Genomic DNA, 26,550 nt, shown 5'->3' on the forward strand with positions numbered 1-26,550 from the left:
GCCCGCCTTCATTTCCGTTCTGATTTGGTTTGATTTGAAGCCGGATTCCCGTCTGTCCTCCGGGGTCTTCGCGTGAATCCATTGTTGGGCGTCATCCTTCAGGATCTCCCCGATATTCCCACGGGCCGGCACCGCCGGGGTGTCGAGTGGCCGCTGCAACCGCCCTTTTCGGTCGCCGGGCGCTTTCTGGAGTCGGCAGAACGTCACGCGGAACGAACGGCGATCCTCCGGCACGGTCTTCCGTCCGTCAGCTATGCGAGTCTGGCGAACAGGGTGGCGGGCGTGCGATCCCGGCTTCGGGCTGCCGGGGTCCGGGCGGGCGAGGTGGTGGCGGTGGCCATCGGGGAGGAATGCATGGAGTGGATCCCCTCCTTGCTGGGCGTGCTGGCCGAGGGCGCCGCCTATCTGGCTCTTGATTTGCGCCTGCCCGCAGCACGGATTCGGAACCTCATCGAGGACAGCACGGCGGACAAAGTGCTGTGTGGGCCCTCGGCGCACGGGTGCGTTGCCGCTTGGGAACTGGCGGACGTGACGTTGATCCGGGATGATCCGGAAATCCGGGACCGCGAGGCGCATCCCGTCGTCCCGTGTTCCGAGAACGCGGTGGCCTTCCTGACCTATACCTCCGGCTCGACCGGGGCGCCCAAAGGCATCGCCATCCGGCACGTCAACATCCTGCACGAGGTGGCTGTTCATTCGGCCACCCTTTCCCTGGGCCCCGAGGATCGGCTGACCGCGCTGTACCCTCCCTCGACCGTGGGGTCCACCCGGGATCTTTACGCCGCGTTGCTTACGGGGGCCTCATTGGCGTTTTTCCCCTTTCGTGAGCTGGGTCTGGCCGCGCTTCGGGACTGGATTCGAGATCAACGTCTGACGCGGTACCATTCCGTGCCGCCGATCTTCCGGGAGCTGATGCAGGAACTGGGACCGACGGAGGTGCTGCCGGATTTGCGCACCGTCTTCCTCGCCGGCGACCGGGTCGCGTGGAGCGATGTGGACCTGTTCCGCAGACACACGGAATCCGGATGTCACTTTTACACGGGCATCGGCACCTCGGAGACGTCCTCGCTGTATTGTCACGGCTTTGTGGATCCCGACGAGCCTCGTGCGTGCGGGGTCCTGCCGTCGGGGAAACCGGTTCCCGGGGTGACCGTGCGGCTTCTTGATGCCTCGGGAAATCCGGTTCCCGACGGAGAAGCGGGCGAGATCGTTGTTGAGGGGCGGCTCCTGACGGCGGGGTATTGGCGGCGTGAGTTGAAGGCCCCGGAGCCGTTTCCTGAGGCTCCGCGGGCCCCGGGCGAGCGTCGCTTTCGAACCGGTGATTTTGCCAGGCGTGACGGGGCGGGGCGTCTGTTGTTCGAGGGGCGGCGCGATCAGCAGGTGAAGATCTTCGGACACCGGGTGGATTTGTCCGAGGTGGATCTGAAGTTGCGCCGGCTTCCCGGGGTGCGGGAAGTGGCGGTGCGGCTGTATGGCGCCGGGGTTCCCGATGGCGTCCCGCAGCTTGCCGCCTTTGTGTCCTGGTCCGGCGAGGCCCCGCAGCCGGAGGCAGTTCGACTTCAGTTGTCAGCGCAGCTTCCCACGGCGGCGATTCCCGGGCGCTTCTTCTGGATCCACGAATTTCCGCGTCTGGCCAATGGCAAGCTGGATGCCCGGGCTCTCGACCGGCTTGCAGCGGATGCTCCGGCCGCGTCCGAAGGCCGCAACACGGCTGCAGGGCCTCCACAATCTCCAGCACAACAACTCATGGCCCGATTGTGGTGCGCAACCCTGGGAATTGCGGAATGCGGCATCCACGACTCGTTCTTCGCCCTTGGAGGCAACTCCCTGCTGGCAATGAGGCTGGTGTCGAGGATCCGGCAGGCGTTCACGGGGACGGCGAGCCTTCGGATGCTGCTGGCCGCACCCACGATTTCCGGGTTGCTGCGGCAGATGGACGAAGCGGAGCCGAGGGCCTCCGTGGCGGCATCCCCGGAGACCTCCGATGCCATTCCGGTGGTGCCCCGCGAGCCTCCGCCCCCCGCCTCGCACGCTCAGGAACGCCTCTGGTTTCTCAATGCCCTGGAGCCGGGTCAGACGGCGTACCTCATGTCGGAGGCTGTCCGATGCACGGGGCCGCTCGACGTGCGGGCGCTGGGTGCGGCGTTGCGGCAGGTCGTCACGCGGCATGAATCCCTGCGCACGGTGTTCGCCGAGTCGCCTGAGGGGCTTCGACAGGTGATTCAGGCGGCTCCGGAGTCGGTGCTGGATTTTGAGGATCTCACCGGGCTGACGGCCTCCGCCCGGGAGGCCCGCGTGGCCGCGATGCGCGTGGCGGTCCTGGCGGCGCCGTTCGACCTGTCTGCAGGTCCGCTGTATCGGTTTTGCCTGCTGCGGATCGGCCCCACGGAACATCTCCTGCTGAGAGCGATCCACCACATTGTCGCCGACGGATGGTCCCTGGGCGTGCTTCACCGGGAACTCGCCGCCCTGTACGAGGCCGCAATTGCCCGTCGGCCGTCGCCCCTGCCGGACCTGACCCATCAATTTGCCGACCTGGCGGTGTGGCAGCGGCGGCGTCTGGAGGGGCCGGCGATGGAGGCCCTGCTCGATCATTGGATGGAACGACTGCGCGGAGCGCCCCCGCTGCTGGAACTCCCGCGCGACGGAGACGCGGGGGCCCGCGGTGGAGGTGCCCGGAACCGGCACCGGACCCTGCCCGCGCGGCTGGCCGATGCGGTCGCCTCGCGCGCCCGATCCCTGGATGCCACACCCTTCATGGTGCTCCTGGGCACCTTCCAGGTGCTGCTGAGCCGGTTGTCGGGGCAGGAGGATGTGGTCGTGGGGACGCCGGTGGCAGGCCGGGGCCGGTTGGAGGCGGAGCCGCTGATTGGCTACTTCATCAACACGGTGGTGTTGCGGACCCAACTTCATGGCGTGTCTTCGTTTCGCGAATTGATCCAGCAGGTGCGCGAGACGGTGCTAGACGCGCAGGAGCATCAGGATTTGCCCTTCGAGCGTCTGGTGTCCCGGATGGAGGCGGTGCGCGGGACGGGGCGGCATCCGGTGTTTCAGGTGTTCTTCAACCTGTTGAATCACGAGGACACCGGGGTGCGACTTCCGGGACTGGACTCCACGCCCGAACCCGAGCCAGCCTCGCAGGCCAAGTTTGATCTGACGCTTTACGGGGTCCTCCGGCCTGGATTCCTCGGGCTTAAGGCGCGATACAATCCGGATCGGTTCCGCGAGTCCACGGTGGAGCGGATCCTGGCGCAGTATGAGCAGCTGTTGGAGGCGTTTGTCGCGAATCCGGAGGTGGCTCTGGACGTGCCCTCCCTGGCGCTACCCGGAGACCTCGCGGTGCTGCCCGAGCCCGCGGCACCGTTGGCGGCACCGTTGCAACCCGCCATTCATGCCGGCTTCGAGGAAGTGGCCCGAAGGAGTCCGGGCCGGTTGGCGATTCGCGAGCCCGGTCGCGAGTGGACTTATGGCGAGCTCGAGACAGTTGCCGACAGCGTGGCCGTCCGGTTGCAGGCGGCTGGCGTCCAGCGGGCGGCGACCATCGGCCTGGTCGCGGCGCCCTCCGGATGGCTTGTGGCCGGCCTGCTGGGGATCCTCAAGGCCGGCGGGCGGTTTCTGGTGCTCGATGCGTCGCAACCCGCGGAGCGATTGCGGCGCATCGTGGCGCGCGCCCGTCCGGTGGCGCTTTTGGTTTCTGCCAACTGCGGCGGCCTCGACGCCTGGAGGGAGAGCCTGGCGATGGGTGAGACGCCGGTTCTTGCGTTGTCCGTGGAGCCGGTACGCGGTGGAGCCTCCGGATGGGACGTTCCACAGGTGACCGGGGACGATGCCGCCTACCTGGTGTTTACGTCCGGAACGACGGGGGAACCGCTGGGGATCCTTGGAAATCACGGCCCGGTGAGCCATTTCCTGGCGTGGCAGCGGCAGCGCTTCGATCTGCGTCCAGACGACCGGTTCAGCCTCCTTTCCGGTCTGGGGCACGACCCGCTCCTTCGTGACCTCTTCGCGCCCCTGTCATTGGGTGCCTCAATTCACGTCCCGCCTCCTGGCGTTCGCGATTCGCCCGACGCGCTGCCGGCGTGGTTCCAGTCGGAGGGCATCACGGTTTGCCACCTGACACCGCCGCTGGCGGCGGTTCTGGGCGGAGCCGATCCCGGGGCATCTCCGCGTATGGGGGCGCTCCGGTGGGTGTTCCTTGGAGGCGACCGGTTGACGGCCGCCTGCGTCCGCCAGATTCGGCAATCCGCTCCCGAGGCGGGCATTGTCAATTTCTACGGCACCACCGAGACCCCCCAGGCCATGGGGTACCACGTGGTGTGCGCTCCGGGTCTCGAGGCCGGGGAGCTCAGGGATCCGATCCCGATAGGCAGGGCAATTTCCGACGTGCAGTTGCTCGTATGGACTCGCGGTGGGCGTTTGGCAGGCATTGGCGAGCCCGGGGAGATTTTGGTGCGGACGCCGTTCCTTGCGAGCGGCTACCTGGGGGATGAGGCGGATGCCCGGGTCCAATTCGCGCCGAACCCGGCCACCGGTGATGGGGCAGACCGGGTTCATGCCACCGGGGACCTTGGTCGCTTTCGGTCCGACGGAACCCTCGAATTCCTCGGCCGGCGCGAGGGGTACCTCAAGGTCCGCGGCTATCGAATTGACGCTGTCGAGGTCTGCAACGCGATCCGGACACTGCCGCCGGTGCAGGACGCCGCCGTGGTGCCGGCGCGTGACGGCGATTCGCTTGAGGCCTGGCTGGTTCTGCGCCGGGACGCCCCCCTGCCCGGGCGAGGGGCCGTCTGCCAGCATCTGCGATCGCTGCTGCCGGCGGCGGCGATCCCTGCGCGCTTCCGGGTGATCCATTCGCTGCCGCTGACTCCAAACGGCAAACTCGACTTGCGGGCGCTTGCTGAGCTGCCGTTTCGCGAGGTGGCAGAGGAGGCCGCCGCGGTTGCGCGCGCCGGGATGGAATGTCAGGTCCTGGAGGTCTGGCGCCGGGTGCTCGAACAGCCGCATGCGGGCATTCACGACAATTTCTTCGACCTCGGCGGTCATTCGCTGCTGGCCCTCCGCCTGCTTACGGCCCTGCGGGGACGTGGATGGCGGCGGATCACCTTGGCCGAGCTGTTCGCCCATCCGACTGCTGGAGCCATTGCGTCGCTTCTGGAGGAGGTGCCTGCCGGCGGGAACCCCCCGGGCCCGTCGGGGCCGGGCCGCCTCCAGAATGCGTTGCGCGGCGCCGCCTCCGGGGTCCCGTGGATTCACGTGCCGGGAATCATGGGCTATGAATTCCTGCCCCCTCCGATGGCTGCAGTGATCGGACGTCATCGCCCGTTTCATGACGGCCTTCAGTTCCCCGGGGCTGACGGGCTTGGCGAACCGCTGCGCTCGGTAACGGAACTCGCGGCGGTCCTCATCCCCCAGATTGAGGCGGTGCGCCCGGCTGGTCCCATCTGGCTGAGCGGCTACTCCATGGGCGGGTTGGTGGCGCACGAACTGGCGCGACAGCTTGTGCTGCGAAAGCGGCGGGTGGACCGCGTCGTCCTGTTCGATGTTCGGTACATCCAGGAAGCGCGTCGCCTGCGCCCGGCCGAGCGCGTTCGGCTCATCGCCGACCACCTCAGGGGTCGGCGATGGGCCGGGCGGATCCGATGGGCGCGAGGCATCGCCATGGCCAAGGCACAAAAGCAGGTGCGTCGGTTGCGTCGGCGCCTGGGAATGGGGGGGCGGACGATTGCGGATCGGATGGAGGCCGCCGGTTGGTCAGCGGTGGCGGCCCACCGGCCGGGTCCTTATGCGGGCGCGGTGACATTGCTGCGCGCGACCCGCCTTGGCGAGTTTGACACCGGGCGCCTGGAGCGGGATCGCTGGAACGGCTGGGGCCCCTGGGCGCACTCCGGCTTCGAGGTTCTGGATCTGGATTGCGACCACGCCTCGGTGTTTCTGGAACCCGTCGCACCGGCCGTTCTGGACGCCTTGGAGACCCTGATCCTCCGTCATCCCCACACAGAGGCTGGGACTTGACCCGGCGTCCGAACCGCAGAGCCTCGACGCCTGCACCCTTCACGAATGATGAGCAACCCGGCTGTGTCACGCGCCGCTTCCCCCGAAACGATTCCATGGGCTCTTTGGAGGCATTATCCACATGAGGAATACACCGAACCCGGTTTTGTGGAGGCGACCATCCGATTCCATCAGGGACGCGACTTCGCATTCTGGAAAATCGGACCGCGCTCCTCCTACGGCATTCGGGATCATGGCGCGCGCGATGAATTTGCCGGGGACCGGCTCGGACGTCCGGCGTATCGCAACCGGGTGGTGATGGAGCCTGCGGATTGGCGGCGGCTCCGGGTCCTGGACCCTGAAGCCGGGTGGCAGGGCCAGGTATTGCGTGCGGCCGCGGCGGTCGCTGCCGCAGCCCCTTCCGGGGTTCCGGTGCTGATGACGGTGTTCAGCCCGCTCACTCAGGCCAAGAACCTGTGTGGCGCCGACGCACTGCCGGATCACTGGCGGCACGGTCGGCAGGAGCTCCTTGCGGGTCTGGAAGTTCTGACCGAGTCCACCCGCCGTTATGTGCGGAAACTGCGGACACTTCCCGTGCATGGATTGTTTTATGCCATCCAGGAATGCGGCGACCCGGTGATCGGTCCGGACTATGCGGCCGTCTGCGGGGCCTTGGACGCGGCGTTGCTCACGGAAAACGGGTATGCGCAAAACCTGCTGCATCTCCACGGGGCCATCGCCGATTTTGACGCGTTCATCCGGTATCCCGTAGCCACATTACACTGGGATGAAGCCGCCTCCGGGATTTCCCTGGAGGTGGGCGCCGCGCGATTTTCCGGCGTGGTGTCCGGTGGCATTGCATGGCCGGAGGCGGAAGCGGCTGAGCCGATCGCAGAACTTCGACGCCGACGCGACGCCGTGTTGCAGCGGATGGCCGGCCGCCGGTTTCTTCTGTCCGCTTCCTGCGTCATCCCGTGGCAGGCCGGTGACGGCGAAATTGATGCCTGCAGACCGCGTGCCGCCGCGTAGGCAGCACTGCTCCTGCTTTCGGGCTCAGGGATCCAACCGGTTGGCCAGGTTGCGATCCACCGTCCAGTTGCCCTCCGGGATGTTCTTGTTGCTCCAGCGGCGGCGCCAGAAGTCGTTGCGGGGGTCAATCACGTCGTTCCGGCGGGCGCTTTCGGCATGGCCGTCGCAGAACATCATGACCGTTCGCCGGTCATGCCGGTTGGAGGGCCACTCCGCGGGAGTGGTCGGGTCAATATTGCCGTCGAAGGAACGGTCGGGCTTCGAATCGGCCAGCATGATCATCTCGGAAGGGGCCACCACTGCCGACTCCCGGACCTCAAAGGCGACGTTGTCCACATCGCCACCCAATCCGCTGGTGCCGCCCGCGGGAAACGGACCCCAGTCGTTGTAGCCGATCGAGAACCGGGCGGTCTCGCTGATGCCCCATGGATCCCGGGGGCCGGGGAGAATGGAGGCGGCGCCCAGGGTCTTGTTGACGTTGGTGTCCCATTTCGCATCCGCCTTGCTCGACGGGCACCAGAAGATGGCCCGGTTGGTTCCCATCTGGGTGAACAGCCGGGCCGGCCAGACATAGCGGAATCCGCCGTTGACGAACAGGCAGCCCGGGTACTTCTGGTACTCATTGACGTACATCACGGTCGCCAGACCGAGCTGCCGCATGTTGTTCATGCAGGCCGTCTGCTTGGCCTTGGCCTTGGCCTTGGCCAGGGCCGGCAGCAGCATGCTGGCGAGGATGGCGATGATCGCGATCACCACCAGCAATTCGATCAGGGTGAAGGCGCCGCGATGGCGGCGTGGGGCAACGGGGGAAGCGTCCATGGCTGGCCTGTGGATGACGCTTCGAAGCGTCCGGTTTCGATGAAAGGGAGGCCATGCTGCCGGGACACGGCATCCTATCCGGGATGCACGTGGCCGGCGGTGCCGCGACCCTATCGGTCCTCCCGCGGCCGGGCGAACGTCTCGCCGAAAAAATCTCCGGGATTCCACCGCGGTGCCTCGGGGGCATCAGCGACCTGACGGGCAAGATCGGTGATGAAATGGACGAACCGCACCGCGGTTGCGGCATCCCGCGGCAGCGACGCGTCGTCGGAGGGGCGGTGATAGTGGTCCCGGACGAAGGCCTCGGGGCTGAGTCCGTCGGCGGACGCGGTCGCCGGGTCGGATTCCGAATCGGCCACCTTGGGAAACAGCGCGGGAACACCCTGTCGGACGAAGGAATACTGGTCACTGCGCACGAAGGTGACGCGTTCCGGTCGTGGGTCAGGCACCAGTTCGAGATCCCACCGGGCCGCGGCGGCCTCGACCGGGGTGCGCAGCGTGGAATGCTCCATGCCGAGCAGGGTGTACCGGCGGGTGGGCGCGGTCACGAGCACCATGTCCAGATTCAGGTTGGCCACCGGGGACCCCGCACCGGCCGGCCAGTGCGTCGCGAGGTACTCCGAGCCCAGAAGGCCCTTCTCCTCGCCGGTGACGGCGGCGAAGACCACGGAGCGCCGTGGACGCGGCTCCACGGTCGCCAGTTGTCGCGCGATCTCCAACATCATGGCGACGCCGATCGCGTTGTCGTAGGCCCCGTTGTAGATGGGATCGCCGGCAACCTCCGGTCCGACGCCCTGATGGTCGAGATGCGCCGTGAACACCACCGATTCGCCGGCAAGCGCCGGATCGGCTCCCGGGATCATCCCAAGCACGTTCACACTGGTGAGACGCCGGTGCTCGCTGCGGACCTCCAGCGTGGCCTGCCGACCCATGGCGAAGCGTGGGGGCTCGCTGCGCGCGGCACCGGCGAGGACGGATTCCAGGGTCTCCGGGGCGCCTTCGAAAATTCTGCCGGCGCCCTGGGGGCTGACGGCCGCCGCGCCCACCAATTGGGGAAACACGTTCGCCGGCGTGCCGTCCGCATGCAGCCAGCGCATGGAGGGAAACTTTGATTGCATCACCCGGCGCGGCCACGGGAACTCCTCGAGATCCTTGGGAGTGGGCACGGTGATCACCCCGACGGCCCCGTGATCCACCAATGCCTGCGATTTTTGGCGCTGATTGGCGTGGTGGGCGAGCGCGGTGGCGGGGAACCGCGGGGGCGCTTTTGCGAGGATCACCGCGATCGCTCCGCGCAGATCCAGGCCGGCGAAGTCATCGTATTGCAGTTCCGGCGCGCGGACCCCAAACCCGGCAAACACGAGTGGGGCGGTGACCCGGGACTCGGTGGCGTCGAACCGCGGGGACGGCAGGTAATCCAGCTGGATCGTCAGGGCCTCCACCGTATCGCCTACGCGCAGCTCGAACGTGGCGCTGTCCGGAACCACACGGCTTTCCATCAGCGGGACGGTCTGAAACCACGTGTTGGAGTCGCCGGCGGGGCGGAGCCCCCACTGGGCAAACTGTGCCGCGACATAACGTGCCGCAATCTCGTGTCCCGGCGTCCCGGTCCCGCGTCCCTCCAGCAGGTCATGCGCGAGAAACTCGATATGGGCGCCGAGCGCCTGATTGAGTCGCGAATCCGTCGTCGAAAGGGCATCGGCGGCGTGCGCCGCGGTGATCAGCGGGATGGAAAGGCAGGCGAGGCGGGCTGCGGGTGTGCTGCGGAAGCTCATGGTGCCAATGCGTTGTGCCCGAGTTCAGTGGCGGGTGTCGAGGCCGCGCTCGTGGGCAGGGCCGGCCGGTGCGTGATGGCCCGGCCCGCGGACCCCGCCCGGCTTGGGCAGTTCATGGCACCGAGAGGGCACCCGGACGACGAACCCGTCCGCCCCGGATTTCGATCGCTGCAACGCGATGGCACGCTCCCGGGATCGTCACCAGCGCCGGTTGAGGGCCTTTGCCATGGCAGGCAGCCGCCTGGACGCACTTGGTAGGATCGCCGGAATGGCTTCAGGGAGGATGGTCCGCGGGCGTCGGGGTCGAGGGCTGGCGCGCGCCGGTTCGGAGGACGTCCAACCGGCTCCGAAGCGCGGCGACCCGTTGCGATTCGGCGGCCGCCAGGTTGTTGGTTTCGCCGGGGTCCTCGCGCAGATGGAAAAGCTGCACCGGGTGGGCGTCCTCGCCGGGGCTCCAGCCGCCGGAGCCGGAGCCCTCAATCAGCTTCCAATCCCCCTCGCGCAACGCGAACGTGCCGTGGATGGAATGGAGCACCAGGCTGTCCCGGACCCCGACAACGTCCCCACGCAACACCGGAAGAAAGCTGACACTGTCCGGGGCCGACCCGGGCGCAACCGGCGTCCCGGCGATCTCCGCAGCCGTCGCGAACAGGTCGTTCAGTCCAATCAGGGCGCCGCTGGTGCTGCCCGCGCGGACCACGCCGGGCCAGCGAACGAGCAGTGGCACGCGGTGGCCTCCCTCGAACGCGTCGGCCTTCATGCCGCGCCACGGGCCGTTGGCGCGGTGTCCGGTCTGCGCCACTTCGTCCGGAAGCCAGTGCGCGCCATTGTCGCTGGTGAAGAGGACGACCGTGTTGGTGGATCGTCCCGTTTCATCGAGCACCCGCAGCAAGCGCCCGACCGTGTCATCCATCTGGGCCACGAAGTCCCCACGGATCCCGGCGCGGCTGCGTCCGCGAAATTCCGGGCGCGGCACCCATGGATCGTGCGGCGAGGCCAGGGCCAGGTAGAGCAGGAAGGAATGGTCGGGAGATTGCTGGAGGAGGAACCCGGTGGCTTGCGCGAGGAAGTTCGATTCCACGCCCTCATGGGTGAAGTCCGAACTCGCGGGTCCCTCGCGCCAGAAGCCGTCGCCTCCATGTCGCTGACTCCGGCTGGCCGGTATGCGTCTGGAGGGAATCCCGGTGACCCGTCCATCGGCGAGGAACACGTACGGTTCCATGTCGAGGGATGCCGGCAGCAGGTAGCTGAAATCGAAGCCCACGGTATGAGCCCCGGCGTCTGCTCGCTGGGAGAAATCCACCAGCGCCGGGTCGGCCATGGGAGCGGGGCCATCCCCAAAGCTCGCCGGTTCCCGCGAAATCCAGCCCAGTCCAAGGTGCCACTTGCCGATGCCGGCCGTCGCATATCCGGCGGTCCGGAGATGTGAGGCGATCGTTGGGCGGTCCGGTTCGATCAACGGCGGCGAGTAGCCCCAAAGCACCCCCTGCTTGAGACGGGTTCGCCAGGAATAGCGTCCGGTGAGCAGCCCGTAGCGGGTCGGTGTGCACACCGCCGATGGCGAGTGCGCGTCGGTGAAGCGCATGCCCTCGGAGGCCAGGCGGTCCAGGTGGGGTGTGGGAATGCGGGAGTCCGGATTGTAACAGCCCAGGTCGCCCCACCCGAGGTCATCCGCAAGGATCACCACCAGGCTGGGCGCCGTCCCGTGGCAGGGGATGAGGAGTCCCACCGCGGCAAGGAGCGCCATCCAAAGAGGCCGTGGACTGTGAGAGCGCATGAACCGGATGCTACCGGGCTGCAACGCCCTGGGCCACCGTCCTCAACGCGTCCCTGCAGCCCGGAAGCCGGTCTCAGATGCGCCGTGACGAATGTCCGGCCTCCCGACCCGGGCCCGAGCTCCCGTCCGCTCGATGGCGGTGGCCTCAATGGACTGCGTACACTTCGCGGCGCAGCGTCTGGACCACCGCGCCGAACTCGTCGGTGCGCAACGCCCTCGGATGGCTCAGGAAATGCAGGGGCACCTCAGGAAGTCCCGGGCCGTAGGCGGGCTGACGGTACGCCTGTGGGTTTATCATGAATCCACAGCTCTGGTACCAGGCCAGACGCCGCGGGGCCAACGGGCTGTCTTCAGCCCGCTCCGCTTCGAGCACGGTCAGCGGGGCTTTTTGCACCACGGTGGCGAGGACGATGCCGCCGATGCCCGATCCGCGCACGGTGGGATGTGTGGCGAGATGCTCGATGAAGGCGAAGGCGTCGAAGCGCCAGACCGTCATGAACCCCGCGAAGTCCCCGCTCCAGAGAATGACCAGCAGGTTGTGACGCGGATTCGACAGTTGCCCACCCAGGCTATCGCGACGCTCCCGGCGGTCGAACGTCCGCTGATACAGTGCCTCGGCCGGGGCGAGCCACGGATCGGTGGAGCTCTTGATGGGGTGCAGCACCGGCGTGTTGGCCGGCGCCGCGCGCGAGGAATGTTCGGCAGACATGGATGGCCAGGGCCCGCACGACGAGAAAGGCGCCAGGAAACGTCCAGCCGGCCCGGCCGCTTGGCACTCTGCCGTCTCCGGTCACGCAGTCCAGTCCTGTTGATCCTTCTTCGGGCGTGGGGCGCGGCGGGGAGGCTGAACCGCGGGGCAGGTTCACAGGATTCCTCACGACCTTGGGTGGCAACCCACGCTGAGGGGGCGGTTTTGCGGCGGCAGGCACCGAACGCCGTGGAGTACGCACGGCCCTCCGCCGCTTTCGCGCCCGCCGAAGCCTGACCGGCGATCCTCCGTCGGACTCTTGATGATACCGATCTGACAAGCCCTTCGTTTTGGTTGCCGCCAGAAGTATGACGCCCTCACCGATTCGAATGTCCTTGAGCGATGGGTGCCGATGGCGGGACTCGAACCCGCACGACCCGAGGGTCAGGGGATTTTAAGTCCCCTGTGTCTGCCATTCCACCACATCGGCCGGGCGGCAGAGGTTCAGCGCGCGAGCCGGCGGGGGCAATCGCGGAGTGGTCGCGGAGTCGCGCCCCCGGCGCAGATTCCTTCGCGGATGCCTGACCGGATTCCCGGACCGCAAGGGGTGTCCGGGCGGATTGGGGACCGGCGCGCGTGGCTTGCCCCCGGGGCATCGTTTGCGCAAGACTGACTCCCTGCTTATGGATGTTTTCCCGGCTCCGGTTCGCACATTTCAGGCGGATTTCCTCCCCGTTGAGGTCTTCAAATCCCCTGAGGAACTCTCAGAAAACGTCGCCCGACGGGTCGGCCGTCTGCTGGCCGAAACCGTCGAGCGTCAGGGATCCGCCGCGGCGATCCTGGCCACCGGCAATTCCCAGATCCGGTTCCTCAAGCGCCTCGGCGAACTGGGGGGCGTGGATTGGTCCCGCGTGACGCTGTTCCACATGGACGAGTATCTCGGGCTGCCGGCCGAGCATCCGGCCGGCTTCCGCCGCTACATGAAGGATCGCGTGGAGTCGCTCGTGCGTCCGCGCGCCTTTCACTACCTGGCCGGCGACGCGGACCTGCCCCAGATCGAGTGCGACCGCTACGCCGCGCTCCTGCGGTCCCAGCCCATTGACCTGTGCTGCCTCGGCATCGGAGAGAACGGCCACCTCGCCTTCAATGACCCACCGGTCGCCCGGTTTGACGACCGCGATTGGGTCAAGCTCGTAAAGCTCGACGACGCCTGCAAGATGCAACAGGTGCGCGAGGGGCATTTTCCGGACCTGGATAGCGTGCCGAAGTACGCGCTCACACTGACCCTGCCGGCGCTGATGAGCGCCCGGACGCTCCTCTGCCTGGCGCCCGAACGACGAAAGGCGGTGGCGGTCCGGAACGCACTGCGGGGGGCCGTTTCCACCGTGTGCCCGGCGTCCTTTCTGCGCCGCCAGGGGCATGCCACGCTCCTCCTGGACACGGATTCCGCGTCCCTGCTGGACGATCGGGCCGCCTGAACATGCGCATTCTCGCCCTGGACCACGGCACTGCGCGCATCGGTGCCGCGCTCAGTGATCCCACGGGGACGATTGCGCGCCCGCTGGAGATGCTGCCCGCGCAGCCCTTCTCCGGATTCCTGGAGCGTCTCAAGGAGCTGATCCGGGAGCACGAGGTGGAACTGCTCCTCGTGGGCATGCCCCGGAACATGGACGGCTCGTACGGCGACTCCGCAGCCCGGGTGCGCGAGTTCGTCGGCGTGCTTCGCGATTCCGTGACCGTGCCCATCCAGACCTGGGACGAGCGGCTTACGACCGTGATTGCCGAACGGTTTCTTGCCGAGGGAGGCGTCCGGGGGACCCGTCGGCGCGCGCGCGTGGACCCCGCCGCCGCCGCCGTCCTCCTGCAAGGCTATCTCGACGGCCTGGCCCCCCAATGAACCCTTCGGGATTTCCGGACCCGTCGCGAGCCCCGGAACTTCAACCCCCCGATCACGTCCGGTTGCGGCTCCTTCTGGCCTACCAGGGGACCCGCTATGCCGGGTGGCAGACGCAGGCCGGCGCGACCACGGTGCAGGAGACCGTCGAACTCGCGCTGGGGCGGATTCTGGGGACCCGCCCGCAGGTGTACAGTTCGAGCCGCACCGACACCGGTGTTCACGCCCTCGGCATGGTGTCCCATTTTGACATCCACCGGGATTCGTTGCGAATGACTCCTGAAAAGCTTGTTCTGGCGGTGAACGCCTGGCTGCCGGAAGACATTCGTGTGCTGGCGGCGGCCCGCGTCCGATCTGACTTTCATGCCCGGTATGACGCCCGATCCAAACAGTACCGGTACTTCGTATGGAACCACCCGGCCCACGAGCCCCTGGAGCGGCATCGCACCTGGCACGTGCCGCGGCCGTTGGATCTCGACCGCATGCGTTCCGCCGCCCGGCGGTTGACCGGGCGCCACGACTTCCTGGCGTTCAGCGCCTCGCCCGGGTACGCCCGGCGCCACACCGTCCGTCACGTGATGCGTTGCGATGTCCGCCGTTCGGGCCCGCTCCTGACCGTGGTCATCGAGGCGGACGGCTTCCTCTACAAAATGTGCCGGGGAATCGCGGGCACGCTGGTGCAGGTCGGCCTCGGGCGTTTCCCGCCGGAATCCGTGGTGCCGATGATGGCCGGACGCGACCGGCGCCTGGCGGGGATGACGGCACCGGCGCACGGACTGGTGTTGTGGAGGGTATCCTACGGACCGTGCCGTGGCCGGTCCGATGCAGGGACGGTCTCCGCGAGCGCGGACCTGGAATAGGCCATACCCGTCCCTGCAATGCACCTCGTCCTGCTTGAGCCGGAGATTCCTCCCAACACGGGCAGCATCGCCCGCCTTTGTGCCGCGACGCACACCACACTGCACCTGATCGAGCCGTTGGGATTTGATCTGGACGACCGGACGTTGCGCCGTGCGGGCATGGATTACTGGCGCCAGGTGACCTGGCACCGGTGGCCTGACTGGCCCCGGTTCGCCGCAAGTTTGCGGTCGCCATCGCGCGTCTGGTTCGTCGAGCAGGGCGCGCCGCGGCGGTATTTCGATGCCCAATTCGCCCCGGGTGATTACCTCGTGTTCGGACGCGAGACGGCCGGGCTTCCCGCGTCGCTGCTTGAAGCGCATCGGGAGTTCTGGCTGGAGATTCCGATGCCGAATCCGGAGGCGCGATCCCTCAACCTCGCGAACTGCGCCGCGATCGTCCTCTATGAGGCACTCCGCCAGGCGGCAAGCGGCGGGATGCCAGGCCGGGGTCCTGGACACTGAAAAGGGGCCCAAACCAACGGGCCCACTGGTGCGTCGGCCAGGTTCCTGGCGGTGCGTTTCTCGACCTCACCACGGCGTCTTGCGCGGGGGCGGCACGGGGGCGGGGCGACGCTTGTGCTCAGGCTTCAGGATTGAGGCGATGACGGAAAGGAGGGCCTGACGTCCCTGACGGGTGAGGGCTGAGCAGGTAAAAGTCTCCGGCAGGGTTTCGCACCATCCGGAAAGCTTCGCCTGGAAGGCGGCGATGTGCTCCTGGACTCTTTTCGGGCTGATGCGATCGGTCTTGGTGAACACGAGGACAAACGGGAGTTCGTGATCCACGAGACCCTCGATGAACTCCAGGTCAATCGCCTGTGGCGGGAGCGAGGAATCCACCAGGGTAAACACCAGTTCGAGGTTGTCCCGCTCCCGGAGGTATTCGGCCACGGACTCATTGAAGCGGTTGCGCTCCGTCCGCTCCACATGCGCCCAGCCGTAACCGGGCAGGTCCACCAGACGCCAGGTGCCGTTGATGGTGAAGAAGTTGATGTGCCGGGTGTGGCCCGGCGTCGCCGACACGTTCGCGAGGTTGCGCTTGCCCACGAGCAGGTTCAGCAGCGACGACTTGCCCACATTGGAACGGCCGGCGAAGGCAAATTCCGGGAGCGAGTCCACGGGACAGGACGCGAGATCCGGTGCGCTCATCAGGAATTTGGCGGTCGTGGTATTCATGCCTGAGGACGCTGCCCGGGCATTTGTGACAGGAATCGCGACGGGAACACGCCTATCTTTCCCAATTCCGCGCCGCCACCCGGGACGGCCCGGCGCCGGGGTCCGATGGAGGATTGGATGAGCGTGCGTTCTGGATCGGCAGTTGGGGGCCTGGCCACGCCCGATCCGAGGTCACCTTGGAAGTCGTTTGGTCCTGCAACCCACCTCGGGCGTCAGACCTCGCGGCGGAGGATTTCGAGCGGGGGCTGATTGGCGATGCCCCGACTGGTCGCCTGGCCCACCAGGATGGTGAGTCCGGTGACTGCGGCCACGGCGATTCCCAGCGGCGCCCAGCTCAATGCGTAATCCGTCTTGAACGCGAACCGTGCGAGCGCCCAACTGGCCGCCACGGACAGTCCCACCGCCAGCAGCGAGGCCAGCAGGCCAAGAGCTGCGTATTCCGCTGTGAGGATGGCACGGATCTGAAGCCGGCTCGCGCCCAGGGTGCGTAACAGGATGCTTTCCTGCACCCGTTGCCAGCGTCCGGACACCACGGCCCCCGCGAGCACGATGAGTCCGGTGGCGACGGTGAAGAGGGCCATGAACCGGACCACGAATCCGACCTGGGTCAGCACGCCGTCGAGCGTCTTCAGCACCAGCGTCAGGTCAATGATGCTGACATTGGGGAACTCGCGGACAATGGCCTGCTGCATCCGGGCGGAATCGGCGGCACTCCCGACGTAGGTGGCCGCCAGATGCATCGCGGGCGCGGCGTTGAGGGCGCCGGTCGGGAAGACCACAAAAAAGTTCGGCCGCACCTGCCGCCAGTCCACCCGGCGCAGGCTGGCCACCTCGGTTTCCAAGGGAACTCCCTGCACGTCCCACGTGAGTGCATCTCCGACGCCCACCTTCAGGTCGCGGGCGATGCCTTCCTCGAGGGAGATCGGGATCGGGGTCTCGCCGTCGCCCGCCGGGACCTCCGCGACCCAGCGCCCGGCGATCAGCGTTTCCGCATCGGTCAGCTGTGAACGCCAGCTCGAGCGGTACTCCCGTCGCAGCACCCAGTCGGGGATCCCGCCGCGGGATTCCCGACCGGGGACCTCCGCGGATGTTTCCGACAGCTCCCCGGTGCGCACACCCTTCACCGCGGCGAGTCGCATGGTGACGATGGGGGCTTCATCCAGGATCGGAAAGCCGAGGTGATTCAGCGTGGTGAGGACCGGCTCCCGCTGGTCGGGTTGGATGTCGAACAGGATGGCGTTGGGGCGCCCCGACCGGTTCTCCGGAAACAACTGGCGGAGCAGGACATCGCGGGTGAGTTGCAGGGTCAGCAGCAGGAAGGCGCCGAGTCCGAGGGCGACCAGAAGCAGGGTGGTGCGATTGTTCGGGCGGTGGAGGTTGGCCAGTCCCTGCCGCCAGGCAAACGGCAGCCTCTGAGGGGTCCAGCGGCGCGCCGCGGTCATCAGGCCGCGTCCGGCGGCAGTCAGCACGAGGAACGACGCCGCGAGTCCGGCGGCGACTCCAAGCCCCTCCTCCCATCGGCGGGTCTGGAAAATGGCAAACGTGGTCACGGCTGCGGCGATCAGGGCGAGGAGAAGGACCTGCGCCGGATCGCGTCCGGCTGAAGGTGCGTAAGCCGCCCGAAGCGCGGCAAGGGGGGAAACCCGGCGCACGGCCAGGAGGGGCAGCAGGGCGAACAACACGCACAGTCCGAAACCGAGGGCTGCTCCGCCGAAGGCTCCGCGCCAGTCAAACACGGCGGCGAATTCAAACGGGACAAATCGCTGGAGGATGCGCGGAAGCTCCGTGGCGACTCCGGCGCCCAGCGCGATGCCCACCGCGGCTCCCAGTGCGCCGAGCAGCAGGCCCTGGGCGAGGTAGACGGCGAAGGTTGCCGGAATCGGCGCCCCGAGACAGCGAAGGATGGCGGCATGGGGCAGCTTCTGCTGCAGATGGGCATGCAGCGCGCTGGCGATGCCGACCGCCCCGAGCAGCAGGGCCACGAGGGCCACCAGATTGAGAAACCGGTACAGGTTCTTCAGGGAGTTGCCGAGATCCTCCTGCCGGCGGGAGACCGTGTCAGTTTCGAGTCGAAATCCTCGCAGTTCCGGCCCCAGCCGCTCCGCGAGGGCATCGGCATCCACGTCGCGGGGCAGGCGGAAGTGAAACCGGTACCGGGCGAGACTGCCGGCCCTGATCAAGCCGGTCGAGGGCAGGTCGGCAGCACGGAGGTACACGCGGGGCGCCAGGGTGGCGAACGCGATGGAGTCTCCGGGGACCCGGCGCAACGCACCGAGAAGCTCGAAGGTGCGGCTGCCCAGTTGCACGGAGTCGCCGGGCTGGAGCCCGAACTGGAACAGCACCCCCTCCTCGATCAAGACCCCGCCACCTTCCCGCAGCCGCGCGGCGGCGTCCGGGGGCTCGGTCTCCAGCACGCCGTAAAATGGAAATTCCCCGTCAATGGCCCGGGCGTTGATCAGGCGCGTTCCATTGCTGACCACCAGCATGGTGGAAAAGCTCGTCTCGTTGGCCCGATCGCCGCCGAGGGTGTTGAGGAAGGCCTCGATTTCGGGAGTCGGCGGCTGGCGTGAGGTGACCACCAAGTCCGCCCCCAGCAGGGACTTGGCCTGGGCCTGGATGGCCGCCTCCAGGTTGCGCCCGAGCGACCCAATGGCCACCAGTGCCGCAATGCCCAGGCTGATGCTGACGGAAAAGAGGGCGAGGCGGCGCCGGGACGCTCTGGAATCGCGCCAGGCCATCCGCCACACCCAGCCTGAAAACAATGCCGTCACCCATCGCATTGGCCGACCGTACCCCCGGGAGCCAGCCGGCGACAGCATGCAGGAAGTCGGCGTCACCGGCGGACCCGCGCTGCGGACCGGGGCTTGCCCGGCAGCCGTCGGCCGATTCATGGTCTCGAAGCCTCCACCGCATGTCCCCGTCGTCATCCAGTTCCCCGGGAGCGTCCACCCGCTTGAGTCCGGGGTGCCCTTGCTCCAGGGCCTTCACACTGATCGAGTTGCTCGTGGTGATCGCCATCATCGCCCTCCTTGCGGGAATGCTGTTGCCGGGCCTTGCGAAGGCAAAGAACAAGGCGCAGGGCACCGCGTGTCTGAACAATCTCAAGCAGATCGGCCTGGGGTTGAGGTTGTATACCGACTCGTTCCAGGATCGCATGCCAACGGCGCTGAGCTTCGGGGCCCGGCCGCGAAACTACGAGTCCGCCGCAAATTCCGTCGCGCAGACCGATCTGTATGGAGGCGTGGCCAGGCTGCTGAACCTGGGCAATCCCCGATCGTTCTGGTGTCCGAGCGACCGCCTCAATATTCCGTCCAAGCCAGTCCGTGACGGCGACTACACGTCGTATCGCTACCGGTTTGTCATCTGGTGGAACACGGTTCAGTACCCGGGGTTGAAGGATTCCGACTTCGTCCGGCCCTCGGGCCAGGTGGTGTATCACGAGGATTACGACTTTCATTACCACCGGTTGAAGGACCGGTATCCGACCCGTCAACCGACGCTGAACGCAGTGTTTGCCGATTTCCACGCCGAGCGATTCCAGGTGCGGTTCCGCCAGAATGTCCCGCCGCGGCGCTACGATCCGAATTGGTTCTCCTTCGGACCGGATGGCCGTCCCAACACGGACGTACCCAACACCGGCGGGGATGTCCGCACGGGATACGACCTGCCCTGACGGTTTGCGGATGTCGCGGCGCCGGCAACGGGATGCACGGCGCGGTTGGTTGGTGGATGGACAAGGTGGTGACCGACGCGCCATACTTGGAAGGCAATCCAGGGGAGCATGAACGCTTTTGGCTTCAGCAGGGTCCGGATCCCGGCGTGGATCGGCGTCGCGATTCTGTCGCTGCCGGCGGCGACCGCGGCGGAGGTTCCGTTCAACCGGGACATCCGGCCATTGATCTCGGAAAACTGTCTGGCGTGCCACGGACCGGATCCTGGGTCGCGCAAGGCGGGATTGCGTCTCGACACGCAGGAGGGGTTGTTTGGGGGCACCAAGTCGGAGGGTCCGGTCGTTGTCCCGGGTCAGCCGGAGGCCAGCGCCTTGTGGCGGCGCATCGTTCACGAGGATCCCGAGGAGCTCATGCCGCCGCCCGGGTCCCACAAGGAATTGACGCCGCCGCAGCGCGCGCTCATCCGGGAATGGATCGCCTCCGGGGCGCCGTGGCAGCCGCATTGGTCCTTCATTCCACCGGTGCGTTCCCCCCTGCCGGTCCTCGCGGAGGGGCCCATCGAGAAGAACCCGGTGGACGCCTTTGTGGTGGCCGCGCTGGCCAGGCGGGGTCTGACCCTGAACCCCGAGGCCGACCGGCGCACGCTGGCCCGTCGCCTCTCACTCGACCTCACGGGCCTGCCACCGGCTCCGGCCGATGTGGAGGCGTTCGTCGCGGACCCGGCGCCCGATTACTACGAGCGGTATGTCCGCCGGCTGATGGATTCCCCCCAATGGGGTGAACATCGGGGGCGCTACTGGCTCGATGCCGCGCGCTATGCCGACACGCACGGGCTGCATTTCGACAACTACCGCGAGATGTGGCCGTACCGGGACTGGGTGATCCGCGCCTTCAACCGAAACCAGCCGTTCGACCAGTTTGTGATTGAGCAACTGGCCGGGGACCTGTTGCCCGAACCGACCCAGGATCAGTGGGTGGCCACCGGGTTTCAGCGGTGCAACGTGACCACCAACGAAGGCGGCACCATCGAGGAGGAGAACCTTGCGATCTACGCCAATGACCGGGTGACGACCACCGGGTGGGTGTTCCTGGGGCTTACGGCGAACTGCGCCGCCTGTCACGATCACAAGTTCGATCCGCTGACGATGCGCGACTTCTACGCGATGGCGGCCTTTTTCCGGAACACCCGCCAGTCGGGATTCGACGGCAATGTGAAGGACGGTGCGAACCCGAGCCTCGTGGTGATTGACGATGAGCGTGACCTCGAACGCTGGCAGGCCCTGCCCGGTGAGATCGAGTCCGCTCAAAAAGCAGTCGAGGACCGGCGGCAGCAGGCGGAGCCGGCGTTTGAGGCCTGGGTTGCCGGCATCCGTGTGGAAGACATCGAGCGCGACCTGGCGATTCGGGATCTCGAATTCCGGGCGCCGCTCGATGACGGCAATCCGGAGGTCCTCTCCGCGGTGCTGGATGGCGGGGCAGTCCACGCGGTGCCCCAAGGCAGAATCACCCTGGCCACCAACGCCTATTTCGGACCCGCACCCCTCTTTGAACGGGGAGTGACCGCGTCGTTCGCGGGCGCAGGAGATTTTGACCACGGACAGCCCTTCTCCTTCGGCGCCTGGGTGTATGTGCCGTCCAACTACAACGACTCGGCGGCGATCTTCGCTCGAATGGAGCCGGAATCCCGGGCGTATCGGGGTTGGGACCTTTGGATTCAGCAGGGGCAGTTCGCCACCCATTTCGTCAGTGCATGGCCTGAAAACGCGCTGAAGATCCGCACGCAGAAGCGCCTGGCCCGCAAGGGTCAATGGCAGCATGTGTTCGTTACTTGCGATGGCTCGGGCAGGCCGGAGGGGGTCCGATTGTTCGTGGACGGTGTCGCCGCCGAGACCGAGGCGGAGAACAAGAATGGGGTGACGGGGAGCCTTCGGGCCTCGGTACCCCTGACCCTGGCCCAGCGCAGCGAAGGCAGCCACTTCGACGGCGTCGGGCTGCAGGATGTGCGGATCTACTCCCGGGCGCTCGATCCCGCAGAAGTCGGTGCGCTGGCGCGGCAGTCGCTGCTCAGAACGCTGGTGGGAACGCCCGTGGAGGAGTGGAAACCCGAGCCCCGCCGGGAAGTGTTCGAGTACTTCCTCGCCACCCGCCACGCCCCCGTCCAGGAGGCCCGGTCCGCGTTGGCGGCATTGGAGAGGGAGAAGGAGGGTATCCGGCTGAGGTATCCGGTGACCCACATCCAGGCCGAGAAGCCGGATTCCCTGCCGATGGCCAACATCCTGTTCCGCGGCCAGTACGACCAGAAGCGGGAGGTCGTCGAGGGCAACGTGCCGGCGGCGTTGAACCCGATGCCGGCGGGGGCGCCGCGCAACCGCCTCGGTCTGGCCCAGTGGCTGGTTGAACCGGAGAACCCCTTGTTGAGCCGGGTGACCGTGAACCGGTTCTGGCAGGAATTGTTTGGCACGGGACTCGTCAGGACCTCGGAGGATTTTGGCATCATGGGCGAGACCCCGGTGAACCAGGACCTGCTTGACTGGCTGGCGGTGGAGTTTCGCGAAAGCGGCTGGGACGTGAAGCATCTGTTCCAGTTGATGGTGACTTCCAGGGCGTATCGGCAGGACGCCCGGACGACGCCGGAAAAGCTCGAAAAGGATCCGGCCAACCGACTGCTGAGCCGTGGTCCGCGCTTTCGGATGGACGCCGAGATGGTGCGCGACTATGCGCTGGCCGCCAGCGGCCTGCTGGTCCCAAAGCTCGGCGGCCCCAGTGTGAAACCCTACCAGCCGCCGGGGGTTTGGGAGGCCGTGGCCATGCCGGAAAGCAACACCCGCCGCTACGAGCAGGATCGCGGTGACGCCCTGTACCGTCGCAGCCTCTACACCTTTTGGAAACGCGCGGCGCCTCCGGCCTCGATGGACATCTTCAATGCGCCCAGTCGTGAGGTCTCCTGCACCCGGCGCGAACGCACCAACACACCGCTCCAGGCCCTGGCCACCCTGAACGATCCCCAGCTCATCGAGGCCGCGCGCCGGCTTGCCGAGCGGGCGTTACAGGAGGGGCACGGCGATACCGGACGGGCGATCGAGGTTCTGGCGGCCCGGTTGCTGGGCCGACCGCTGCGCCCCGGGGAACTCGAGGTCGTCACCACCACGCTGGCCGAGGCGGCAGACTACTATGACCGCGAGCCGGAGGATGCCGTCCGGTTGATCTCCGTCGGGGAATCGAGTCCGGAACCGACGCTGTCCCGTCCCTCATTGGCGGCGATGACCCTCGTGGCCAATCAACTGCTCAACCTCGATGAGACCCTTAACAAGTAGCGGCATCGACGGCGGCAGAGCCGTGGGCGTCGGAGTTTCGGGTGCCGGGAAGGCGCCTCCGGAATTGAAGAGGACGCCGGCCGGGGATTTTCACGGAATGAGCGATGGTCCAAAGCTCCTCATTGACATCCCAGGCGACGACCGATGCCGCCGACTCCACCAAACCCTGTGTCCGAAGGCCCGTGGCACGGCCGCCGCGGGAACGTCCGCTCCGGCAGGCGTGCTCCCAATAAAATTGCGTGGGTCTGACCGCGTTCCTCAGCACTGACGGGCGCCTGCTCCCATGACCACGAAACACCGGATCTTCACGACGAGCTTTGCGAGCGTCTACCCGCATTACGTTGCCAAGGCGGAACGGAAGGGGCGTACGAAAGAGGAGGTGGATTCCATCCTTCGCTGGCTGACGGGCTACAGCCAGAAGGAATTGGAGGTCCAGTTGAAGAAGCAGACGGACTTCGAGACCTTCTTCAAGGAGGCGCCCAAGCTGAATCCTTCGCGTTTCCTGATCAACGGTGTGGTCTGCGGCGTCCGTGTTGAAGCGGTCCAGGACCCGGCGATGCGGGAGATACGCCAGCTCGACAAGCTGGTGGATGAGCTGGCCAAGGGGAGGGCGATGGACAAGATTTTGAGGGCCTGACCTCGGTGTGGAACCCGTCGAAGATCCGGGTCCCGGGAAGCATCGCAGAAGCCGGGCCGCTTACTTTTTCTGTGGAATCAGGCGCTCCAATCCCTGGGCAGACTTCTTCAGGGCATCCCCGGAGTCGCGAAGGGCATCGAGGGCACCGGGCTGCAGTCCTCCGAGCTTCGAGGCCACCGCCGGTCCAACCTGCCGGACCACCTCGCTGAGCACGGCCTTCGAGAGCGCGGCGGGCGTGATGCCTTCCGGCCCGGTCCCCAGGCCGGTGAGGCGGATGTTGGGAATCGTCACGGATGTCCCGGAACCGGCGATGGCGGCGACACCCGTCAGTTTCAGATGCACCCTGGCATTGTTCACGGCCACCTCGTCCACCTGGAGTCGTTTCGAAGACCCGGTGTCGGAAGCGGAGGGGTCCGACCCTGGAGCATCGGATCCCGAATTCATGTTGGCGAGCAGCTGTTTCAGGTTGTTGTCCTGAATGCCCCCCTCGAACTGGATCTCGGGTGACTCCAACACCAGAGATCGCACGACCACTTTGCCCGACGTGAGCGAGGCGGGGTCCAGGGACACGGTCCCCTGCCCAAGCCGGATGGCAAACGGTTCCTGATAGGGGGCCGGATTGCCGACCACCAGGCCGCGGATGGTCCCGGTTCCATCCCGTGAAAGCTTGACGCTGTCCACATTGACGGACGTTTTTGTGATCCTCGGGCCATAGGTGCGGATGCCGGCGGCCACCCAGGCGTCTGAGTAGGACCAGATCAGCAGGGCACCGACGAACGAGATCAGCAGGATCACTGTGGTGGCGATGATCAGGGGCTTTTTCATGAATGTCGGACTGCATTCGACGGGCTCTCGAACGAAATACAAGCCGGATTGGGCGCGAAGCGCAGTCCTGCAGTCCTGAAGGCCATGATTCGATCGGACATGGCCTCCCTCAATTCCGATCCCTGGTCCCGATGCTCAACGGAGGCCGATGGACTTCCGCGTCCGCACCAGCCTTCGGATGGACGCGAACTGACGCGGGCGCGATGCATGGCGGAAAGCGGCACCGAACGGACCCGATGGAAGCGGCGATTCGCGGTCGCTCCACACCTGCCATCACCACCGACATCGCGGGCGGGCTGATTTCGTCGGGCTTGTCCAACCTGGCGGGAAGGCGTGATGCGGTCTTGCTGGGAAACGGTGGTTGACTTGTACAGGAGCGGGGCGTAACCCGGCCGGCGGAGTTGCTGAAACCAAACACCCGCTGCCGGCGGCGAGTGAAAAAATCCGAATCACCGTTACATCCCGCTGAAGATCCAATCCACTTCGTTCTGCGTTTGCAGCTCCCCGCTCAAACCCGATTCAGCTGAACCCGCCGCGAGCCCGACGTCTCGGTGGCGAACCCACGCAAGCACCATGTCGCCGACCGCCAGCAACGCTCGATGGATGGCCCCGGGGTTCGGCGCCGCACGATGGCCAGGGTCTTTGGCCCTGGCCGCTCTGGCCTGTACCGCCGGCTGGTCTGGGAGGGCGGCAGAGGCACCGCGCGGATTGGAGCAGCGGCCGGCGTTTTCCGCCTTTCTTGAGGACAGGATGCCCGAAGCGGCACCCACGCTCTCCAGTTCGTGGTCGGCGGTGGTCGCGTTTCCCAATCTCACGTTCCTCAACCCTGTTGGCATCCTGCCGGTGCCCGGCACCTCCAACCTGGCGGTGTACGAGCGCGAGGGACGGATCTACCAGATTGCGAGCGATCCGGACACCGCGATGAAGACCTTGGTGCTCGACCTCACGGGCCAGTGCCAGGGCTGGGATGACTCCGGCCTCCTGGGCATCGCATACCACCCGGGATTCGAGACCAATCGCCATCTTTTTGTTTATTACACCTTCGTGGCCCCCGGCACCGTGCTCGGGAGCGCCGACGGTCGCCCACCGATAGCGACCCCGAATCGTGACCGCCTGGTGCGCTACACCCTGGACGCACAGGGCGTCGCGGTCCCCGGCAGCGCGGTGATCCTCATAGATCAGGTCTCGGATACCGTGTGGCACAACGGCGGTGGGATGTTCTTCCACCCGCTGGATGGATTCCTTTACCTGACCAACGGCGACGACCACGTCGTCGCCCACAACCAGCGCATTCATCACAGCCTGCACTCGGGAGTGCTGCGCATTGATGTGGACCGTCGTGGCGGCACCATCAGTCACCCCATCCCCAGGCAACCGCTCCCGGCGGGCAGCGTGACGGCCAATTACTACATTCCCAACGACAACCCATTTGTTGGCCAGCCCGGGGTGCTGGAGGAGTTTTTCGCGATCGGCCTGCGCAGCCCTCACCGGATGACCGTGGATCCCCCGACCGGGAGGATTTTTATTGGCGATGTGGGGGGCGCGCTCCGGGAGGAGTTGAACATCATTGAACCGAACGATCCGCCCGGACTCAATTTTCAGTGGAACCGGATCGAGGGCCTCCAGGGAGACCTGGTCCCGCCGTATATCGGGGTCAACCGGCGTCCGGTCCTGAGTTATCCCCGGACGGATGGCGCGGCGATCATCGGCGGCTACGTGTACCGCGGGCAGGAGTTCGCCGCCGAACTGGGCGGCCGCTACATCTTCGGAGACAACATCGCCAATGTGATCTGGGCGCTGGATGAGTCGAGCACACCGCCGCGGAAGGTGTTCCTTTGCAACCTGCCCCGGGGTCCGGGACCCAGTGCCGGCAACGATTATGTGGGCCTGTCGGGATTTGGATTGGACCACAACAACGAGCTGTATCTGTGCCAGCTCAGCAGCACGGCGGGCCAGATCTACAAGCTGCGCCGCGGCGGCACGCCGGCCCCGGCCCTGCCGCCCCTGCTTTCCCTCACCGGTGCCTTCACCGACCTGGCCACGCTCACGCCGGCCCCG

Annotated in this window: 16 protein-coding genes, 1 tRNA gene and 1 pseudogene; 10 read left to right on the plus strand and 8 right to left on the minus strand. The window is 66.7% G+C overall.

Going from position 1 to position 26,550, the window contains the following annotated elements; translation table 11 throughout:
* Nucleotides 1-72: 72 nt before the first annotated feature.
* Together KF791_13815 and KF791_13820 are read left to right on the plus strand one after the other, a co-directional pair.
* Nucleotides 73-6,012, plus strand: coding sequence for an AMP-binding protein (locus KF791_13815; GenBank protein MBX3733659.1), 5,940 nt, complete (start codon nucleotides 73-75; stop codon nucleotides 6,010-6,012).
* Between the two features lie 48 nt (nucleotides 6,013-6,060).
* Nucleotides 6,061-7,020, plus strand: coding sequence for a hypothetical protein (locus tag KF791_13820; protein ID MBX3733660.1), 960 nt, complete (start codon nucleotides 6,061-6,063; stop codon nucleotides 7,018-7,020).
* A 24-nt stretch (nucleotides 7,021-7,044) separates the two neighbouring features.
* Here the strand turns inward: KF791_13820 and KF791_13825 are convergent, their stop codons facing one another.
* The 5 genes from KF791_13825 to KF791_13845 form a co-directional block, all read right to left on the minus strand.
* Complete coding sequence (locus KF791_13825; GenBank protein ID MBX3733661.1) at nucleotides 7,045-7,839, minus strand: prepilin-type N-terminal cleavage/methylation domain-containing protein; 795 nt, start codon at nucleotides 7,837-7,839, stop codon at nucleotides 7,045-7,047.
* Nucleotides 7,840-7,949: 110 nt separating this feature from the next.
* Complete coding sequence (locus tag KF791_13830; GenBank protein MBX3733662.1) at nucleotides 7,950-9,614, minus strand: M20/M25/M40 family metallo-hydrolase; 1,665 nt, start codon at nucleotides 9,612-9,614, stop codon at nucleotides 7,950-7,952.
* Nucleotides 9,615-9,888: 274 nt separating this feature from the next.
* Entirely contained in the window at nucleotides 9,889-11,361 is a 1,473-nt protein-coding gene (locus KF791_13835; protein ID MBX3733663.1) for an arylsulfatase, read from the minus strand.
* A gap of 175 nt (nucleotides 11,362-11,536) precedes the next feature.
* On the minus strand, nucleotides 11,537-12,100 hold the full coding sequence (locus KF791_13840) for a GNAT family N-acetyltransferase (protein ID MBX3733664.1): 564 nt from the start codon (nucleotides 12,098-12,100) through the stop codon (nucleotides 11,537-11,539).
* 386 nt (nucleotides 12,101-12,486) lie between these two features.
* A tRNA-Leu gene (locus KF791_13845) sits at nucleotides 12,487-12,569 on the minus strand.
* Between the two features lie 193 nt (nucleotides 12,570-12,762).
* Between KF791_13845 and KF791_13850 the strand changes: the two genes are divergently transcribed.
* Genes KF791_13850 through KF791_13865 form a run of 4 tightly spaced genes read left to right on the plus strand, consistent with a single transcriptional unit; the run spans nucleotide 12,763 to nucleotide 15,334 of the window.
* Entirely contained in the window at nucleotides 12,763-13,557 is a 795-nt protein-coding gene (locus tag KF791_13850; GenBank protein ID MBX3733665.1) for a glucosamine-6-phosphate deaminase, read from the plus strand.
* A 2-nt stretch (nucleotides 13,558-13,559) separates the two neighbouring features.
* Nucleotides 13,560-13,976, plus strand: coding sequence for a Holliday junction resolvase RuvX (gene ruvX / locus KF791_13855; GenBank protein ID MBX3733666.1), 417 nt, complete (start codon nucleotides 13,560-13,562; stop codon nucleotides 13,974-13,976).
* Nucleotides 13,973-14,833 carry a tRNA pseudouridine(38-40) synthase TruA gene (truA, locus tag KF791_13860; protein MBX3733667.1) on the plus strand — a complete coding sequence of 287 codons (861 nt, stop codon included), beginning with the start codon at nucleotides 13,973-13,975 and terminating at the stop codon, nucleotides 14,831-14,833. The genes ruvX and truA overlap by 4 nt, the downstream gene beginning before the upstream one ends.
* A gap of 18 nt (nucleotides 14,834-14,851) precedes the next feature.
* Nucleotides 14,852-15,334, plus strand: coding sequence for a tRNA (cytidine(34)-2'-O)-methyltransferase (locus KF791_13865; protein ID MBX3733668.1), 483 nt, complete (start codon nucleotides 14,852-14,854; stop codon nucleotides 15,332-15,334).
* 66 nt (nucleotides 15,335-15,400) lie between these two features.
* On the opposite strand, the gene yihA is transcribed toward KF791_13865, so the two are convergent.
* Together yihA and KF791_13875 are read right to left on the minus strand one after the other, a co-directional pair.
* Nucleotides 15,401-16,045 carry a ribosome biogenesis GTP-binding protein YihA/YsxC gene (gene yihA / locus KF791_13870; protein MBX3733669.1) on the minus strand — a complete coding sequence of 215 codons (645 nt, stop codon included), beginning with the start codon at nucleotides 16,043-16,045 and terminating at the stop codon, nucleotides 15,401-15,403.
* Between the two features lie 212 nt (nucleotides 16,046-16,257).
* Nucleotides 16,258-18,783 (minus strand): FtsX-like permease family protein, encoded by a 2,526-nt coding sequence (locus tag KF791_13875; GenBank protein MBX3733670.1) that lies wholly within the window; start codon nucleotides 18,781-18,783, stop codon nucleotides 16,258-16,260.
* A 173-nt stretch (nucleotides 18,784-18,956) separates the two neighbouring features.
* Here KF791_13875 and KF791_13880 point away from each other — a divergent pair.
* The 3 genes and pseudogenes from KF791_13880 (at nucleotide 18,957) to KF791_13890 (ending at nucleotide 23,667) form a co-directional block, all read left to right on the plus strand.
* Nucleotides 18,957-19,163 (plus strand): annotated as a pseudogene (locus KF791_13880) (type II secretion system protein).
* 663 nt (nucleotides 19,164-19,826) lie between these two features.
* On the plus strand, nucleotides 19,827-23,030 hold the full coding sequence (locus KF791_13885; protein ID MBX3733671.1) for a DUF1553 domain-containing protein: 3,204 nt from the start codon (nucleotides 19,827-19,829) through the stop codon (nucleotides 23,028-23,030).
* Between the two features lie 283 nt (nucleotides 23,031-23,313).
* The gene (locus tag KF791_13890; protein ID MBX3733672.1) at nucleotides 23,314-23,667 is read left to right on the plus strand and encodes a DUF2200 domain-containing protein; all 354 of its coding nucleotides are present in this window, start codon (nucleotides 23,314-23,316) and stop codon (nucleotides 23,665-23,667) included.
* 60 nt (nucleotides 23,668-23,727) lie between these two features.
* Here KF791_13890 and KF791_13895 read toward each other — a convergent pair whose 3' ends face one another.
* Nucleotides 23,728-24,492: a hypothetical protein gene (locus tag KF791_13895; protein ID MBX3733673.1), complete on the minus strand. Its 765-nt coding sequence runs from the start codon at nucleotides 24,490-24,492 to the stop codon at nucleotides 23,728-23,730.
* A gap of 573 nt (nucleotides 24,493-25,065) precedes the next feature.
* Between KF791_13895 and KF791_13900 the strand changes: the two genes are divergently transcribed.
* On the plus strand, nucleotides 25,066-26,550 hold a 1,485-nt coding region (locus tag KF791_13900; GenBank protein MBX3733674.1), incomplete at its 3' end, for a PQQ-dependent sugar dehydrogenase.

It is taken from the genome of Verrucomicrobiia bacterium, from assembly GCA_019634635.1.
Taxonomy (GTDB): Bacteria; Verrucomicrobiota; Verrucomicrobiia; order Limisphaerales; family UBA9464; genus UBA9464.

What these genes read in the sequence shown, in the direction of transcription:
- KF791_13830 (MBX3733662.1), bottom strand. Translation starts at nt 9,614, where the DNA reads ATGAGCTTCCGCAGCACACCCGCAGCCCGCCTCGCCTGCCTTTCCATC.
- KF791_13825 (MBX3733661.1), bottom strand. Translation starts at nt 7,839, where the DNA reads ATGGACGCTTCCCCCGTTGCCCCACGCCGCCATCGCGGCGCCTTCACC.
- KF791_13895 (MBX3733673.1), bottom strand. Translation starts at nt 24,492, where the DNA reads ATGAAAAAGCCCCTGATCATCGCCACCACAGTGATCCTGCTGATCTCG.
- KF791_13890 (MBX3733672.1), top strand. Translation starts at nt 23,314, where the DNA reads ATGACCACGAAACACCGGATCTTCACGACGAGCTTTGCGAGCGTCTAC.
- KF791_13850 (MBX3733665.1), top strand. Translation starts at nt 12,763, where the DNA reads ATGGATGTTTTCCCGGCTCCGGTTCGCACATTTCAGGCGGATTTCCTC.
- KF791_13820 (MBX3733660.1), top strand. Translation starts at nt 6,061, where the DNA reads ATGAGCAACCCGGCTGTGTCACGCGCCGCTTCCCCCGAAACGATTCCA.
- ruvX (MBX3733666.1), top strand. Translation starts at nt 13,560, where the DNA reads ATGCGCATTCTCGCCCTGGACCACGGCACTGCGCGCATCGGTGCCGCG.
- KF791_13875 (MBX3733670.1), bottom strand. Translation starts at nt 18,783, where the DNA reads ATGGCCTGGCGCGATTCCAGAGCGTCCCGGCGCCGCCTCGCCCTCTTT.
- KF791_13840 (MBX3733664.1), bottom strand. Translation starts at nt 12,100, where the DNA reads ATGTCTGCCGAACATTCCTCGCGCGCGGCGCCGGCCAACACGCCGGTG.
- KF791_13885 (MBX3733671.1), top strand. Translation starts at nt 19,827, where the DNA reads ATGAACGCTTTTGGCTTCAGCAGGGTCCGGATCCCGGCGTGGATCGGC.
- truA (MBX3733667.1), top strand. Translation starts at nt 13,973, where the DNA reads ATGAACCCTTCGGGATTTCCGGACCCGTCGCGAGCCCCGGAACTTCAA.
- KF791_13865 (MBX3733668.1), top strand. Translation starts at nt 14,852, where the DNA reads ATGCACCTCGTCCTGCTTGAGCCGGAGATTCCTCCCAACACGGGCAGC.
- yihA (MBX3733669.1), bottom strand. Translation starts at nt 16,045, where the DNA reads ATGAATACCACGACCGCCAAATTCCTGATGAGCGCACCGGATCTCGCG.
- KF791_13835 (MBX3733663.1), bottom strand. Translation starts at nt 11,361, where the DNA reads ATGGCGCTCCTTGCCGCGGTGGGACTCCTCATCCCCTGCCACGGGACG.